This window comes from Pseudomonas poae RE*1-1-14 (assembly GCF_000336465.1).
GTDB lineage: Bacteria > Pseudomonadota > Gammaproteobacteria > Pseudomonadales > Pseudomonadaceae > Aquipseudomonas > Aquipseudomonas poae.
Map to the genome: position 1 here is coordinate 1477158 of NC_020209.1, position 16366 is coordinate 1493523.

General features: G+C 62.3%; 14 protein-coding genes. 10 read left to right on the forward strand and 4 right to left on the reverse strand.

The genetic code is table 11. The annotated features are described in order from the left end of the window. Window positions 1–5: 5 nt before the first annotated feature. From H045_RS06810 to H045_RS06855, 10 genes are all read left to right on the forward strand, one after another. Complete coding sequence (locus tag H045_RS06810; RefSeq protein WP_015371829.1) at window positions 6–2444, forward strand: AAA family ATPase; 2439 nt, start codon at window positions 6–8, stop codon at window positions 2442–2444. Further along, entirely contained in the window at window positions 2441–3961 is a 1521-nt protein-coding gene (locus H045_RS06815) for a sigma-54-dependent Fis family transcriptional regulator (protein WP_015371830.1), read from the forward strand. The genes H045_RS06810 and H045_RS06815 overlap by 4 nt, the downstream gene beginning before the upstream one ends. Before the next feature lie 68 nt (window positions 3962–4029). Further along, complete coding sequence (locus tag H045_RS06820) at window positions 4030–4173, forward strand: hypothetical protein (protein WP_003235485.1); 144 nt, start codon at window positions 4030–4032, stop codon at window positions 4171–4173. 2 nt (window positions 4174–4175) lie between these two features. After that, on the forward strand, window positions 4176–5348 hold the full coding sequence (gene tagH, locus H045_RS06825) for a type VI secretion system-associated FHA domain protein TagH (protein ID WP_015371831.1): 1173 nt from the start codon (window positions 4176–4178) through the stop codon (window positions 5346–5348). Window positions 5349–5353: 5 nt separating this feature from the next. After that, window positions 5354–5839: a type VI secretion system lipoprotein TssJ gene (gene tssJ / locus H045_RS06830; RefSeq protein WP_041931453.1), complete on the forward strand. Its 486-nt coding sequence runs from the start codon at window positions 5354–5356 to the stop codon at window positions 5837–5839. Window position 5840: 1 nt separating this feature from the next. After that, a complete protein-coding gene (gene tssK / locus H045_RS06835) occupies window positions 5841–7169 on the forward strand; it encodes a type VI secretion system baseplate subunit TssK (protein ID WP_015371833.1) in 1329 nt (442 codons plus the stop codon). A gap of 5 nt (window positions 7170–7174) precedes the next feature. After that, window positions 7175–8041, forward strand: coding sequence for a type IVB secretion system protein IcmH/DotU (icmH, locus tag H045_RS06840; RefSeq protein ID WP_015371834.1), 867 nt, complete (start codon window positions 7175–7177; stop codon window positions 8039–8041). A 14-nt stretch (window positions 8042–8055) separates the two neighbouring features. Then, a complete protein-coding gene (tssM, locus tag H045_RS06845; RefSeq protein WP_041931454.1) occupies window positions 8056–11418 on the forward strand; it encodes a type VI secretion system membrane subunit TssM in 3363 nt (1120 codons plus the stop codon). Beyond that, entirely contained in the window at window positions 11415–12134 is a 720-nt protein-coding gene (locus H045_RS06850) for a PP2C family protein-serine/threonine phosphatase (protein WP_015371836.1), read from the forward strand. Before tssM ends, H045_RS06850 begins: the two co-directional genes overlap by 4 nt. After that, a complete protein-coding gene (locus H045_RS06855; RefSeq protein WP_015371837.1) occupies window positions 12131–12967 on the forward strand; it encodes a serine/threonine-protein kinase in 837 nt (278 codons plus the stop codon). Before H045_RS06850 ends, H045_RS06855 begins: the two co-directional genes overlap by 4 nt. 7 nt (window positions 12968–12974) lie before the next feature. On the opposite strand, the gene H045_RS06860 is transcribed toward H045_RS06855, so the two are convergent. From H045_RS06860 to H045_RS06875, 4 genes are all read right to left on the reverse strand, one after another. After that, complete coding sequence (locus H045_RS06860; protein WP_003235501.1) at window positions 12975–13304, reverse strand: DUF6388 family protein; 330 nt, start codon at window positions 13302–13304, stop codon at window positions 12975–12977. A 22-nt stretch (window positions 13305–13326) separates the two neighbouring features. Next, a complete protein-coding gene (locus tag H045_RS06865; RefSeq protein ID WP_015371838.1) occupies window positions 13327–13581 on the reverse strand; it encodes a hypothetical protein in 255 nt (84 codons plus the stop codon). Between the two features lie 153 nt (window positions 13582–13734). Further along, window positions 13735–15345, reverse strand: coding sequence for an ABC transporter ATP-binding protein (locus H045_RS06870; protein WP_003235505.1), 1611 nt, complete (start codon window positions 15343–15345; stop codon window positions 13735–13737). A 1-nt stretch (window position 15346) separates the two neighbouring features. Further along, complete coding sequence (locus tag H045_RS06875; RefSeq protein WP_003235508.1) at window positions 15347–16366, reverse strand: ABC transporter permease; 1020 nt, start codon at window positions 16364–16366, stop codon at window positions 15347–15349.

A 16366-nucleotide genomic window follows, 5' to 3' on the forward strand; every position in this document is an offset into this window, starting at 1 on the left:
TGATTATGATCAATGTAGATCTGCAACAACTTATCCGCACCCTGGCCGCGCAGACCCGATACGACCTCGAGCGATCAGCCGAGCGCTGTGTTGCACGCGGTGGTCGCGAGGTGCTGGTGGAGGACCTGCTGCTGGCGTTGCTGGAACACGCCGACGGCTTACTGGTGCAGGCTCTGGCGGATGCGGGCGTGCAATTGTCGGAACTCGAGTCGACGCTTTATCCAAAGAGCGAACACAGTGCAACCCGCAACCCGGTTTTCGCGACGACGCTGGTCCACTGGTTGCAACAGGGACTGATGGTTGCGCACGTCGAATTGGGGCAGCCGGAGGTCGATCAGGGCGCCTTGTTGCTGGCGCTGCTGCGTCATCCTCTGGAACATGCGGGCAGCGCGTACCAGAAGGTGCTGAGTCGTCTGGATATCGAGCGCGTGCGCAGCTTTCTGCAAAGCAATCCGCCGCAGGCGCATACCCCGGCAGCGGACTCGTTGTTGCAGCGCTTCACCCATGACCTCACACACCAGGCACGTGAAGGTCTGATTGACCCGGTGCTGTGTCGTGATGCCGAAATTCGACAGTTGGTCGACATCCTTACCCGCCGGCGCAAGAACAACCCGATTCTGATCGGAGAGGCCGGTGTTGGGAAAACCGCAATTGTCGAAGGCTTTGCCCTGCAAGTCGTCGCATCTCGGGTGCCGCCGTCGCTTCAGCAGGTGCGCGTACTCACTCTGGATCTGGGCCTGTTGCAAGCAGGGGCGGGGATCAAGGGTGAGTTCGAGCGCCGCCTCAAGGGGGTGATCGACGAGGTCAACGCGTCGCCCCAGCGAGTGATCCTGTTTATCGATGAGGCCCATACTCTGGTGGGCACGGGCGGGCAGGGCGGTGCGTCCGACTCGGCGAACCTGCTCAAGCCAGCTCTGGCCCGTGGCGAGCTGCGTACCATCGCCGCCACCACGTGGTCGGAATACAAAAAATATATCGAGAAAGACCCGGCGCTGGCGCGACGCTTTCAACCGATACGGGTGGGCGAGCCCGGTGTCGAGCAAGCCGTCTCTATCCTGCGCGGGCTGGTCCCAGTCTACGAGGCCAGCCACGGTGTATACGTACGCGACGATGCCGTCGTCGCGGCGGCACACATGAGCGCGCGTTACCTGGCGGGGCGGCAGCTACCGGACAAAGCGGTGGATGTATTGGACACCGCCTGTGCACGGGCGCGTACACATCTGGCCGTGCCCCCTGAAACGTTGCAGCGTGCAAGCGCCGAACTGGCCGAAGGCCGTCAGCACCAGCATGCGTTGCGCCGCGACGCTGATGCCGGTTTGCCCGTCGACGGATCCGTGCTGCAAGCACTGCAATCGCGGCTCAAGGCTGTTGAGTGCGAGCACCAGGCGCTGGAACAGACCTGGCTTGCACAACGTGAGCAATCACCCGAACAGCCCGAGGTTTGCCCACGCCTGGTGGCTCAGGTCATCAGCGCATGGACCGGCATTCCCGCCGAGCAACTGGTGCTTGAACACAGCGACAAGGTCCTGGGTTTTGCCGATGCGCTGCGCGCACGCATTCTTGGCCAGGATCACGCGGTGCAGGCGCTCGACCGTTGCCTGCGCGCCATGGCGGCAGGGCTGAACGAGCCTGATGCGCCGGTGGGTGTGTTTCTGCTGGTCGGACCGAGCGGCGTGGGCAAGACCGAAACGGCACTGGCGCTGGCGGACCTGCTGTACGGCGGCCGACGGTTTGTCACCACTCTCAATATGTCGGAATACCAGGAGCAACATTCACTGTCCCGATTGATCGGTGCACCGCCCGGTTATGTCGGCTATGGCGAAGGCGGCGTCCTCACCGAAGCGGTACGTCAGCGCCCGTATTCGGTGGTATTGCTCGACGAGGTGGAGAAGGCTGACCCCCAGGTGCTGAACCTGTTCTACCAGGTGTTCGACAAGGGCCTGGCCAATGATGGTGAAGGTCGTGAGATCGACTTTCGCAACACCCTGATCCTGATGACCTCCAACCTCGGCAGCGACAGCATCAGCGCCTTGTGTGCCGATGGCCAGCGCCCCAAGCTCGAGGTTTTGCACGAGGCGATTCTTCCGTCGTTGCGCGCCTGGTTCAAGCCCGCATTGCTGGCGCGGATGCGCGTGGTGCCCTATTACCCGATTTCCGCTGAGGTGCTGGGTGAGGTGGTCAGGCTCAAGCTCGACCGTCTCGGGCAGCGGCTGGCCCGGCGCAAGCTGGCGTTCACCTATACGCCGCAATTGCTTGCGCACATGGCCCAACGCTGTGCCCATGGTGACAGCGGCGCACGCTACATCGATCAATGGATCGAGACCGACCTGCTGCCACAGATCGTGGACCGCCTGCTCGCGGCAACGGCCGCGGGCGAGTCTCTCTCGTTGGCCCATGCGTCGCTGGACAGTACCGGCCGGCCGGCGTGTGAGTTCAGCCAATGACCGATGAGATGTTTACTCGATTGCCACAGCCCCTGGTCTACGCCGAAACCTTGATGGGCTGGTTCTGCCGGCTCGGCCGTGGGGCTGATGAAAAGACCTTGGCAAACCTTTGCGTGGCTGGCGTTGCACAACTGAGCCAGTGCGAACTCTGCCAGTTGTACCGGCTTGATCAGGCTACCGGCAGGCTCGCGCTGATTGCCCAGCATTTGCACGGAGGCTGGATGACGAGCGACCCGGCTTTGGGCCACGGAGCGCAGGATGAGCAACTGTTGCAATACGTCCTGGCCCAGGGGCAAACCATCACTTTGGATGACCTGAGCCGGTGTGTGTACGACTGCGGTTTTTTACCCGAGGCGACCACATCCTGGCGCTCCCTTTGCGGTATCCCATTGCGTGGCCCCGGCGACACCGTCAGCGGCGTCCTGCTGTGTGCCAGTCAGCGTCCGGTCGCGTTGCAGGGCTATGTAGCGTCATTGGCGCAATTGGGCAGTTTTGCCTTGGGGCAACTGGCCAAGGCATCGCGCATCGCGCCTGAGGTGAGCGTGCTGAAGTCTGGCGCTTCGCTGGCGGGAGCGTTCGGCCTGATTGGCATCAGCACGGCGATGGAGGCGACTTGTCGCCTGATCAGCAAGGTTTTGCGCACGCCCTATACGGTGCTGTTGCGTGGCGAAACCGGCACCGGCAAGGAAGTCGCGGCGCGCGCCATCCACGCCGCAGGCCAAAGAAGTCACAAAGCCTTTGTGGTGCAGAACTGTGCGGCGTTTCCAGAGGGGCTGCTGGAGAGCGAACTGTTCGGTTATCGCAAAGGTGCGTTCACCGGTGCGCTGCGTGACTACGCGGGGTTATTCGACGCCGCCGATGGCGGCACGTTGCTGTTGGATGAAATCGGCGATATGCCGCTGTCGTTGCAGGCCAAGTTGCTGCGTGTGTTGCAGGAGGGCGAGATTCGACCGCTGGGGGCCGTTGCCTCGCACAAGGTCGACGTGCGAATCATTGCCGCTACGCACCGCGATCTGGCGGCAATGGTCGCCGAAGGCAGTTTCCGTGAGGATCTGTATTACCGGTTGGCACAATTTCCGATCGAGCTGCCGGCGCTGCGTGACCGAGACGGCGACATGCTGTTGCTCGCCCGACATTTCGCGGAAAAGGCCTGCGTGGCACTTGGAAGGGAGGCCGTCGGCTGGTCCAGTGACGCCCTGGACCAACTGACGAATCATGACTTCCCCGGCAATGTGCGCGAACTCAAATGCTTGGTGGAGCGTGCCGTGCTGATGTGTGACGAAGACGTGATCCTGCCGGTTCACCTCGCGTTGGCCCCCAGCCCGGTCACTGTCGTGGACACCACGTTGCGCAAGCGTCTGGAGCGTGTTGAGCGCACGGTGCTGATCGATTGCCTGCACAGGAATCGCGGCAACCGCACCCGCACCGCGCGTGAGTTGGGGGTGGCGCGGCGCACGCTGCTCTACCGCCTCGCTCGTTTGAATATTCCTTGCGGCGAGGCCAAGGGTGAATGCTGACTATTTTTTCGTATTTCCGGCGCCCTTTCTACTCGGGCCGCGCCGCGTCACTTTCTGGGAGATACCTGATGCTTGATCGTCCGTGGCAGGTCCTGGTGCTTGCGCTGTGCTTGCTCAGCGGCTGCAACGCCAACTACGTGTTTGACGATGCCGATTACCGTCCGCTGGGCGATCCGCAGGCCGGCACGCGTGGCCAGCAAAGGGAGGTGTGACCATGCAACTGATGTTTGAAGTGTATGAAAGCGCAGGCGCAGATCCCGCGTCTATGGCCCCTAAACTGTTCACCGAGGCCGGTGGCGTGATTGGGCGTGGCGCCGGTTGCGATTGGGTCATTGCCGACTCCAGTCGGCTGCTGTCCAGTCACCATGGGTTGGTGAGTTTTCGCGAAGGTCAGTATTTTCTGACCGACATCAGCAGCAATGGAATCTGTGTGGCGGGCAGCGGTGAGCGGCTGTGCAAAGGGCAGGCACGCCTGGTCGAAGATGGCGATGTATTCCAGCTGGGCGCACTGTTCATTCGGGCGCGGCTGGTCGCATCACCGGCCCCGCAGGGCGAACTGCAGCGCGCGGCGGGTGGGCAGATTCCCGACGATGCTTTCCTGGGGCTGGATCCGAGCCGGGCAATGGATCAGGCCTCGCTGCCACCGGACGACATCCTCGCTACCAGCGACGAACCCGCGCAACGGGTTTATCAGCAAGCGCCAGACAGGGACTATATGAGCCTGCCACGCCGGGTCGAGCCTGTTCCTGATGGACCACCGCTTGAAGATCTCGAAAGGACACCGGCTTTGCACGCGTCGTTCTGGGCGCAGTTTTCGGCGGCACTCGGACTTGACCTCAACGGTGTCGACACCCCACGGCGCGAGGCGTTGGCAATCAAAGTCGCCAGTTTGCTCAAGCAGGGTATCGAGGGCTTGCAGCAAAGCCTGCGCACCTGCGACGAGCTGAAAAACGAATCGAACCTTGCGCCTTCCGAAGCCCGCCTGCGCAGTGCCAACCCCCTGCGCCATTGCTCCGACGGTAAAGCGGCATTGGCGGCGTTGCTGGGTATGAACGAGTGGGGGCAATTGCCGGCCGAGGCCGCCCTGGTCCAGGCCCACCGGGATCTGCAATCCCATCAGGTAGCCCTGCTGACAGCGTGTCGCACCGCACTGCGCAATGGGTACCGGGTATTCGCGCCCAGCCACTTGATGTTGTGCTTCGAGCGCCAGGAAAAAGCTCCCTGGTTCAATGCCGACGGGGCGCACTGGCGCGCCTACCAACGCCATTATCAACGCCTGATCGAGGAAGAACCGTTGAGCGAGCGCCTGTTGGGCAATGACTTTGCCAATGCCTACGAAGAGCAGGTTCGCCTGATTTCCACCCTTCATGCGGCTTGCCCGGGATGATATGCATGTACAGAGCCAACCTTGTATCAATGCTGGTGTTACTCGGCGTGTTGGCCGGGTGCAGCGCACTGTCGCCTTTTTCGACCCTGACCAAAGTTGACCTGACAGTGACGGCCAATGAGCGGGTCAATCCCGATCTGCACGGTCGTCCCTCTCCGGTGGTCATGCAACTGATCGAGCTGCGCCACCCCGCAGCGTTCGAAAACGCGGACTTCTTCAGCCTGTATGGGCGTGCCGAGCAGACGCTGCCCAAGGACTGGGTAAGCGGCGAGGAACTGGAAATGCGCCCCGGCGAACGCCTGGCGCTCAAGCTCAGCGTCGGGCCGCACAGTCGCTATGTGGGAGTGCTCGCAGCCTATCGCGACTTGCCTCACGTGCAGTGGCGGTTGTTAGTGCCCGTGACGCCTGGCCGACTGACCCGCGCCGACCTGATGCTGGACGAGGACGGCATACGTCTGGCCAACCTGTCCGCCGATGCGCTGGAGAATTGACATGCAGGCTCATAATGTCATCTGGCAGGAAGGCATGCTGTTGCGGCCCCAGCACCTGCAGCATCAGGACCGCTATTACAACCAGCAACTCAATCGCACCCGTTTGTTGGGCAGTGATGCCTGGGGGTTTCTCAGCCTTGAAGTGGATGTGCAGTACCTCAAGCTGGGCAAGTTTGTCGTGACCCAGGCCAGTGGCGTGCTGCCCGACGGCAGCCTGTTCGAGCTGAGCAGCGCCATGGAACCGCTGGTGCTGCAGGTGCCGGCCAACGCCGGCAGACAGGGTATCTACCTGGCATTACCGTTGGCGATCGGCAATCAGATCGAAGCCCGTAAACCCGAGCAGGTCGATGTGGTGGCTCGCTATGTCAGCTCCACCACGGAGGTCGGCGATTCGAATGCGGGGAGCGACTCGCGCTGCCAGATCAGCTGTGGACGCCCGGATCTGCGTCTGTTGCTGGGCGAGCAGCACAGCGACCAGACCTTCGTGACGCTTCAGGTCGCTCAGGTACTGGACGCCACGAAGGACGACGGCGTGAGCCTGGATGCGGATTTCGTACCCACCTTCATCTACCTCCAGGGCTCGGGTTATGTGGGCGCGTGTCTCAAGGAAGTGATCAGTCTGCTGGCTTGTCGCGGGGACGCCATTGCCGAGCGCGTTCAGGGCAATGGTGCGGCTTCGGGGACGCACATTGCGGACTTTCTGATGCTGCAGTTGATCAATCGGGGCGAACTGGTACTGCGTCATTACCTGAGTCAGGCCCAGGTTCGTCCGCAAGCGCTGTACCGAGAGTTGCTGGGCATCCTCGGTGAATTGTCGACCTTTGCCCATGACACCCGACGGGCGCAGTGGGACGTGCTTTATCGACACCACGACCAGGGCGCCAGTTTTCGTGGCTTGATGGACGGGCTGCGAACCGCGCTATCCATGGTGCTGGAGCAGCATGCCATGGAACTGGTGTTGCATCCGCGCCAGTACGGCGTGCTGGTCTGCCCGGTGCGCGACCTCAAGTTGCTGGGCAGCGCGACCTTCGTGCTAGCGGCCAGCGCGCACTGTGACTCGGAGCAACTGCGCCAGCGATTGCCGGCCCACCTCAAGGTTGGACCAGTGGAGCGTATACGCGAGCTGGTCAACCTGCACCTGGCTGGCATCAAGGTCAAGCCGTTGCCGGTGGCGCCGCGCCAACTGCCGTTTCATGCCGGAAAAACCTATTTCATGCTCGAGCTCACTGCTCGGGATATCACGCAACTGGAGCAGTCAGGTGGGTTTGCCTTCCATGTCGGCGGCGAGTTTACCGCGCTCGAACTCAACTTCTGGGCTATCAGGAACTGAACATCATGAACAGGGACAGTGATTATCCTCAGGACGAGAAAACCGTCCTGCTCGACCGCGACGGTCTGGGACCAGTCCAGGGGCCGATGACGGATTTCCCCACGCCGCCGCGTTTCGAACAACTGGAAGACCGGATGATCTACGCCGCTCAGGCGCAGGGTCTGCAGATGTTCAATGCAGGGCTCAATCCCTTGTTGTCCGCAGCGTGGGAACTGCTGTCGCAGCCGCATCGGCTCAGTGCCAGCGTCGGCCGCGAGAGTTTGCATACCCTCAATGAACGGCTGTCGGCTGGGATTACGCAGTTCGAGACACGCGCCCTGCATGAAGGCGTGGATCACGCCGCGGTCATGTCGGCGCGCTATGTGATCTGCAGTGTGCTGGACGAAGCCGTGGTCACCACCTCATGGGGCACCGCCGGAGACTGGTCAAAGATGAGCCTGCTCAGTCGCTTTCATAACGAAACCTTCGGGGGCGAAAAGGTCTTCCAGTTGCTGGAGCGACTGTCCCGCGATCCGCTCAAGCACCTCGCATTGCTTGAACTGCTGTACCTGTGCCTGTCGTTGGGCTTCGAGGGCAAATACCGGGTGATGGAGCGCGGCGTGGTGCAGCTTGAAGCGGTACGCGACGGTGTGTATCGACAGATCCGACAGGTCAGGGGAGACCCGCCTCCGGTGCTGGTTTTGCCGTCGACAACGGAGCCGGTACGCCGCAAAAGGCGGGTGCTGATCTCCGCACCCTGGGCGGGGGCAGTGTGCCTGCTCAGCCTGCTGGCAATGTACTCGGGTTTTGCCTGGATGTTGGCCACCGAGCGCACGAAGGTGCTGCAACCCTTTCAATATTCGGCGCCGGACCTGACTCGGACGCCCCTGTAACGCTGGAGCAATGAATGAACGCATTCGTAAGGAACGCGAGCGCGGTGCTGGCTCAAATATGGGTGTGGAGCCTGCTGCTGGCGCTTTCAGGCGCACTGTTGATCTGGTTCGTGGGGCCTTTGCTGGCGGTGGATGATTACCGGTTCTGGGCGTCGTCGACCGCTCGCCTGTTGACCATCAGCGTGTTGTTTCTGCTTTGGGGGCTGGCCATGGTGGTGGCCGGCGCGCGGCGTGCAGCGCGCCTTCGAACGCCTGAGCACCAGGCCGACCAGACGCAATACGAGCGCATTGAAAACGAGCAGAAACAGGTGCGAGGTCGCTTCAAGGAAGCATTGCACACCCTGAAGACCTCCAGCCGATATGGCGAGCGCAGCCAGCGCTGGCGTGACGATTTGCCCTGGTACCTGCTGATCGGCGCGCCGCAAAGTGGCAAGACGCGTCTGCTGGCCGCCAGTGGCCTGCAATTTCCGCTCGACCGGCTCGAGCCGACGTCGACCGGGCAGACGCCTTATTGCGATTGGTATTTTGCCGACAACGCGGTACTGGTCGACACCGCCGGCCGCTACCTGACCCAGGCCGACCGGACGGTGGACGCGGCGGGCTGGACGACGCTGTTGCGACTGCTGAGGACACGCCGGCATGCACGCCCGCTCAATGGCGTCGTGGTGACCCTGTCGGTGGAAGCGCTGCTCGGCCTGAATGATCACGATCTGGACCATCACGCGCGGCATGTGCATACGCGGCTGCAGGACATCCAGCGAACCCTGCGTGTGGACTTGCCTGTGTATCTGGTCCTGACCCAGGCCGACCGACTGACGGGTTTTGCCGAATATTTCGATTCAACTCAAGGTGATGCTGCCGCAGCGGTACTGGGGGAGCGCCTGGTTGAAAACGCGGCGGGGGTCGAGATAGCTCAGGTGCGCAAAGCGTTCGAAGCCTTGTTGCAGCGCTTGAGTGGTGAGCTGATCCCGCGTCTGCATCAGCAGCGTAACCTGCAGCATCGCGGGCCGATGCTGGATTTTGCCCAGCACGCTGCGCAACTGGGCGAGCGCCTGTGTGCGTTTATCGAATTGGGGTTTTCCGCGCATCGCTACCAGCGCATCAATGGGTTGCGCGGCTTCTACCTGACCAGCGCTGCCGAGCCGCGTGCCGGTTTTATTCAGGGCCTGTTCAACCGGGTGATTTTTGCCGAGGCCGGTCTGGCCGTTCTCCAGGGCCAGGAGCAACGGCGCATTCGCCGGCGCCAGTGGGCAGGGGCGCTGGCCGCGTCGCTGGTTATCGGTGCGGCGGGAGGGTTGTGGGCAAACAGTTACACGCTCAATCAGCAGCGTCTGACGCAGTTGCAGGCACTGACCGTAGAACCACCGGTGACGGACGGTACGCTGGAGGCGTTGCCGCTATTGGACGCGCGCCTTGCGGCAACCGGGGTTTTTCCTCCAGCGCAGGAGGTCGGTTGGGTGGAGCGTGCTGGGCTGTATCAGGGCGCGGCGAGCCGGCCGACGCTGATCGATGCCTACGCGCAATCCCTGCAACGGCAATTATTGCCCCGCGTGGCTGCGTTGCTTGAAGAGCAGGTGCGTAACACTCTCGGTGACCGTGAGCGCTTGCTGGACAACCTGCGCGCCTACCTGATGCTGGCGCTGCCGCAACGTCGTGACAACCCGTGGCTGGCGCAGCATATGGCCGCGCTATGGTCTGCACGCCACGCCGCCGATGGTTCGGCGCAGAAGCGCTTGAACCTGCACCTGGCAAGCTTGCTGGGGCAAGACTTCGTGGCGCCGCTTGACGATGATCTGGTGGCACAGGCGCGCCAGGCCTTGCGCGGTGAGTCCCTGACCGATGTGGTTTATCGGACGCTGCGAGAGCAGGCGCGCAATCTGGAGCCTTTGCGGCTTGCCGAGGGCAGTGTGTTCGCTGCGATCGATCAGCCAATACCGGGGTTCTACAGCAAAAAATACTGGCAGTATTTCGAGGCGCAGGGTGCGCGCCTGGTGAACGCCATCGCTCAGGATAACTGGGTACTCGGTGAGGCGAGCGACCTCAGCGCCATGGACCTGCGCCGGCTGATGCTCGAACTGGAACAACGCTACTTCAGCGAGTACGCCGACGTCTGGAGCGAGGCGCTGGGGCGTATTCGGCTACAGGAGATCGATAGCCTCAAAAGCGCTGCCGAGCAATTTGCCAGCCTCACATCGGCGCAGTCGCCACTGGTGCAGATGTTGCAACAGGTCAGGGAAAATACCCGGTTGTCGCCCGCGAGCGAGCGCCTTGGTGAGGTCGCCGCTCAGGTCGGGGCGCTCGGCGCGAAGGTCGAGGCGGCAGGCGCGATGTTGACCAGCCCATTGCAGGGGCTTACCCAGGCGGATACCGCTCGACGCGCATTGCAACGACGTTTTGAGCCCTTGCACCAGTTGCTCGATGAGCAGCACAACCCTGGCACTGCGGTGAGCCATGTGTTGCAACTGTCCGATCAGTTGCAGTTGCAACTGGGGACGCTGACTCGGGAAAGTTCGTCGGAGCAGGCGGTGTTCAACAGGGTCAAGCGCCGCATGGATGGCCAACAGGACCTGCTTGGTGATTTGCGCGAAAGCGCCGCCCGGCTGCCACTGCCGCTGTCCACGTGGTTCGGCGCGATTGCGGATGACACCTGGCAACGCCTGCTGGAGGAGGCCTACGTACACGTGAACCAGCGTTATCAGAGTGAGGTGTACAGCGTTTACGCCAAGGCCATTCGCCAGCGGTACCCGTTCAATGCCAGCGCGGGTAGCGATGTCGCTCTCAGTGACTTTCAGGAATTCTTCGGGCCCCAGGGCGTGCTGGCAAGGTTCCAGGAGACTTACCTGCGGCCTTTTATCAGCGCTGATGGCAGCCGACACCGTTTGCGGGGCATCGACGGTCGCAGTTTGCCTGTGTCGCGCTCGCTGCTGGATCAACTGAGCAAGGTGCAACTCATCCGGCGCAGTTTTTTCAGTGAGCAGGGCGAGTTGTCGGTGCGCTTCAGTCTGGCGCCCTACAGCCTGGATCAGGCGGTCAATCGCGCGATTCTGCGCCTGGGCACTCAGCAGTTGGAGTATCGCCATGGGCCCATCGTCCCCATGGTGTTCCAGTGGCCTGTGGAGAGTGACAATGGTCGCAGCAGCTTGGTACTGGAGCGGGGCGCCGAGCGGCCGTTGGGTATCGAGAAGAATGCCGGGGCCTGGTCGGTGTTCAGGCTGTTTGACCTGATGCAAAGCGAGCCCGCAAGCGGTCGGGATGCGCAATTGCTGAAGTCCGACCTCGCAGGCTTGCGCGCCAATTACCTGTTGACCAGTCAGCGCACGCCCAGCCCGTTCCAGATGGCGGACTGGCGCACCTTCCGGTTGCCGGAGCAACTGTGAGCCAGGCAGCTGCGCGCTGGCGCAGTGCCGGTCATACGCGACGCGGCAAGGATCGTTCACGCAATGAGGACGCATTGCTCGACTGCCCCGAGCGGGGGTGCTGGGCGGTCGCGGACGGCATGGGGGGACATCGCGCCGGGGACGTGGCCAGCCAGTCTGTGGTGAGCAGCCTGGCGTCAATGGCTGGCCATGGCGACCTTGATCAGCGCGTGGGCGCTGTCCGGCGCTGCCTGCAAGAGGTCAACCGGCAACTGCTAAATACGGCGCAGGGTCCGCAGGACGTTATTGGCAGCACCGTTGTAGCCCTGCTGCTGGAAGGTGATCGCGCGGCATGTGTCTGGGCGGGGGACAGCCGCTGCTATCTGTGGCGTGGGCAGAGTCTTTACCAACTGTCCCGGGATCATTCGCGGATGCGGCAACTGATGGAAGAGCACCGGATGAACGCGCAGCAGGCCGGCGCCCAGCCGGATGCCAGGGCCCTGACCCGTGCGGTTGGCGCGCACGAGCGCTTGCATCTTGAGGTGCTGGAACTCGGTACATGCCCTGGCGATGTATTTCTGCTGTGCAGCGACGGTGTCTACCAGACACTCGACCATGGCGAACTGGGCCGGGCACTGAGCCTGGATACGCCGCAACACATGCTGGATCGCGTGTTTGAGTCGGTATTGCGCGGCGCGGCGCGGGACGACCTCACGGCCGTGGTAATCCAGCGATGACAGCGCCTCTGTGCCCCGGCGACCTGCTCGCGGGTCGCTATCAGCTCGAGCGCGTGCTGGGCATCGGAGGTATGGGCGTGGTCTACCGCGCCCGCGACCTGTTGCATGAGCAGTTCGGTGAACCTCGGTCCAGCGTTGCGTTGAAAGTACTCGGCGAGTGTTTTTCCGAATGCCCGGATGCCCATGTGCTGCTGTACAGCGAGTTCTCCCTGACACGCAGCCTTTTGCACCCGGGGGTGGTGCGCATGTTCGGCTTCGATGTCGACACCCGCCGGCAGTTGGCGTTTTTCACCATGGAATTGATGCACGGCATGACCCTGGATCGACTCCTGCTGGAGCGTCCCGCCGGCTTCGGCTGGCACGAGTGGCAGCCAATGGCCCTGCAACTGCTGGACGCATTGGCTTATGCCCATGGGCAGGGCGTGCTGCATGGTGACGTGAAGCCGGGCAATGTCATGGTGGGGGAGGCGGGGATACGTCTGTTCGATTTCGGCCTGGGCCAGTCGCAGGCAATGACAGGGCTGCCCGGTATGGACCGTCATCGCATCAGCGCCTGGACGCCTGCTTATGTCGCGCCAGAGCTGTTGGAGGGGGCAGAGCTGTCAGCGTCGGCAGATGTTTATGGCGCAGCATGCGTGTTGTATCAGATGGCACAAGGGCGGCGTCCGGGCGAGCGCAATCCCACTCATGTGCTCAACCGACCCCGCCAGCTGCCGCGCCATTGCTGGCCAGCCTTGCGCACGGCGCTGGCGATGGACCCGGCGCAGCGAACGATCACGGTCGCCGAAGTGCGCGAGGCGCTGGCTGGCCGCTCATGGCGCTGGCTTGCCTAGCGATGGATTACTCGGCGACCTCATACAGCTCGCAATATTCAGCCCAACTCAGGCCGGCCATTTGCGCGACTTCCTTGTGCACTTCAAGGCGCTGGGCGGCGAAAGTTTCGGGCGAATCGGCGGTGAGTTTGAGCGTCAACTCCCAGGCGAACAGGCCCTGACGCTCAGCTTCGGCTTCAAAGGCTTCGTTCAGGCGCTCGGCGCGGTATTTGGCTGGGGTTTCCCCCTTGGCTTGGGCAGCGAGCGGGTTCAGGGTGTCCAGTTCGGTTGCAAGTTCCGGGTGATCGCTCAGGAAGCGATCCAGCGCCAGTTGATGGTTATCGCCGGGTTCGGACAAGGGCGTGCTCCTTTGCAAGGTCTCAGAGGTCGGTCTGCAGGTTGCGTCGGGCGCGTTTGCGCAGACGACGATCGATTCTGGAACTGATCGGCTGCAACAGAAAAAACATCAGGTAGGCCGTCAGTACCAACGTCAGGTCCACCCAGGTTCCGGCGACCGGTTCGTCTGAAAATATCTCGACGACGTCCTTGATCGCGAACAGCAGGGCGACCCCGCCCAGCCACAGCAAGGCTTTGAACAGCAATGGTTGCAGGTTGTTTGACAGTTTATGTTGCATCCCGAGCTTACCTCTGCGGTGCATGACTTCCTCTCAGGCGACGGTGGTTGAGTAGGCCACCGTGCCGGAAAGCGTCACCGATGATAACGATTAGGCAGGATTAGGGATTGATCCAGAGCAGAAAGTTCATTTATTTGGTGATGAATACCGAAGTCACACCCTTGCAGCAGGCACCAGAAAAGCGGCCTCCAGCAACTGACGGGTATACCCATGCTGCGGATCAGCAAAGATCGCCGCCGCATCGCCCTGTTCCACCACTTGCCCCTGTTTCACCACCATCAGTTGATGACTCAATGCCTTGACCACCGCCAGATCATGGCTGATGAACAGGTAGGTCAGGTTGTACTTGGCCTGCAACCCGCGCAGCAACTCCACCACCTGGCGCTGCACCGTGCGATCCAGGGCTGAAGTCGGCTCGTCCAGCAAAATCAGCCTGGGCTTGAGCACCAGCGCCCGTGCAATCGCAATACGCTGGCGTTGCCCGCCGGAAAACTCGTGGGGGTAGCGGTGCCGCGACTGCGGGTCCAGCCCCACTTCCTTGAGCGCCGCAATAATTGCCGCTTCCTGCTCGGCGGCTGTACCCATCTTGTGAATGCGCAGGCCTTCACCGACGATTTCACTGACGCACATCCGCGGGCTCAAGCTGCCGAACGGGTCCTGGAACACCACCTGCATCTCGCGACGCAATGGCCGCACCTGTTGCTGAGTGAGTTGATCCAGTGGCTGACCCTCGAAACGAATACCGCCCTTGCTCGCGATCAGCCGCAGGATCGCCAGGCCAAGGGTGGATTTACCCGAACCGCTCTCGCCGACGATGCCCAGGGTCTGGCCTTGGGGCAGGCTGAAGTTGATGCCGTCCACCGCCTTGACGTAATCAACCGTGTTACGCAAAAAGCCCTTCTTGATCGGGAACCAGACCTTCAGGTCGTCGACTTCCAGTAATGGCGGCCCAACTTCATTGGTGGCCGGCCCACCGCTGGGCTCCGCCGCCAGCAGTTCCTGGGTGTAGGGGTGTTGGGGCGACTGGAACAAGGTCTCGCAGTCGGCCTGTTCAACGATGCAACCCTGTTGCATCACGCACACCCTGTGGGCAATACGGCGCACCAGGTTCAAGTCGTGGCTGATCAACAGCAGCGCCATGCCCAGCCGCGCCTGCAATTCCTTGAGCAGCTCCAGAATTTTCAGTTGCACGGTGACGTCAAGGGCGGTAGTCGGCTCGTCGGCGATCAGCAGTTCCGGCTCGTTGGCCAGTGCCATGGCGATCATCACGCGCTGGCGCTGGCCGCCTGACAGTTCGTGAGGCAGGGCCTTGAGGCGCTTGTGTGGCTCGGGAATGCCCACCAGTTCGAGCAGTTCAAGGGTTCGCCGGGTGGCGACCTTGCCGGTGAGGCCCTTGTGCAGGCCGAGCACTTCGTTGATCTGCTTTTCGATGCTGTGCAGCGGGTTCAATGAGGTCATCGGCTCCTGGAAGATCATCGCGATGCGGTTGCCGCGAATATGTCGCAGGGTCTTTTCCTTGAGCGTCAGCAGGTCTTGCCCGGCGTAGCCGATGGTGCCGCTCGGGTGCCGCGCCAGCGGGTAGGGCAGCAGGCGCAGGATCGAATGGGCGGTGACCGATTTGCCGGACCCGCTTTCGCCGACCAGCGCGAGGGTTTCGCCGCGCTTGATGTCGAAGCTGAGGTTGTTGACCACGCGGTGGTGGTGCTCGCCCGTGACGAACTCGACGGAGAGGTCGCGGACTTCGATCAGATTGTCCTGATTCATCTCATTTCCTCGGGTCGAAGGCATCGCGAGCGGACTCGCCGATAAACACCAGCAGACTCAGCATGATCGCCAGCACGGCAAAGGCACTGATGCCCAGCCACGGCGCCTGCAGGTTGGATTTGCCCTGGGCCACCAGCTCGCCCAGGGACGGAGAACCGGCCGGCAGGCCGAAGCCGAGAAAGTCCAGGGCGGTGAGGGTGCCGATGGCACCGGTGAGGATGAACGGCATGAACGTCATGGTGGAGACCATGGCATTGGGCAGGATATGGCGGAACATGATTGCGCCGTTCTGCATGCCCAGTGCCCGGGCCGCGCGCACGTATTCAAGGTTGCGCCCGCGCAGGAACTCGGCGCGCACCACGTCCACCAGGCTCATCCACGAGAACAGCAGCATGATTCCCAGCAGCCACCAGAAGTTGGGCTGCACGAAACTGGCGAGGATGATCAGCAAGTACAGCACCGGCAGCCCGGACCATATTTCCAGGAAACGCTGCCCAGCGAGGTCCACCCAGCCGCCGTAGAAACCCTGCAACGCCCCGGCGATCACGCCGATGATGGAGCTGAGCACGGTCAGCGTCAGCGCAAACAGCACCGACACGCGAAACCCGTAGATCACTCGCGCCAGCACGTCGCGCCCCTGGTCATCGGTGCCCAGCAGGTTGACGCTGGACGGCGGTGCCGGTGCCGGAACCTTGAGGTCGTAGTTGATGCTCTGGTAGCTGAACGGGATCGGTGCCCACAAGGTCCAGGCGTCCTTGGCCTTGAGCAGTTCGCGGATATACGGGCTCTTGTAGTTGGCTTCCAGCGGGAATTCGCCGCCGAAGGTGGTCTCCGGGTAGCGCTTGAGCGCCGGAAAATACCAGTCGCCGTCGTAATGTACGGCCAGCGGCTTGTCATTGGCGATCAGCTCGGCGCCCAGGCTCAGGCCAAACAGGATCAGGAACAGCCACAGCGACCACCAGCCACGCTTGTTCGCCTTGAACCGCTCGAATCGGCGGCGATTGAGGGGGGACAGGTTCAT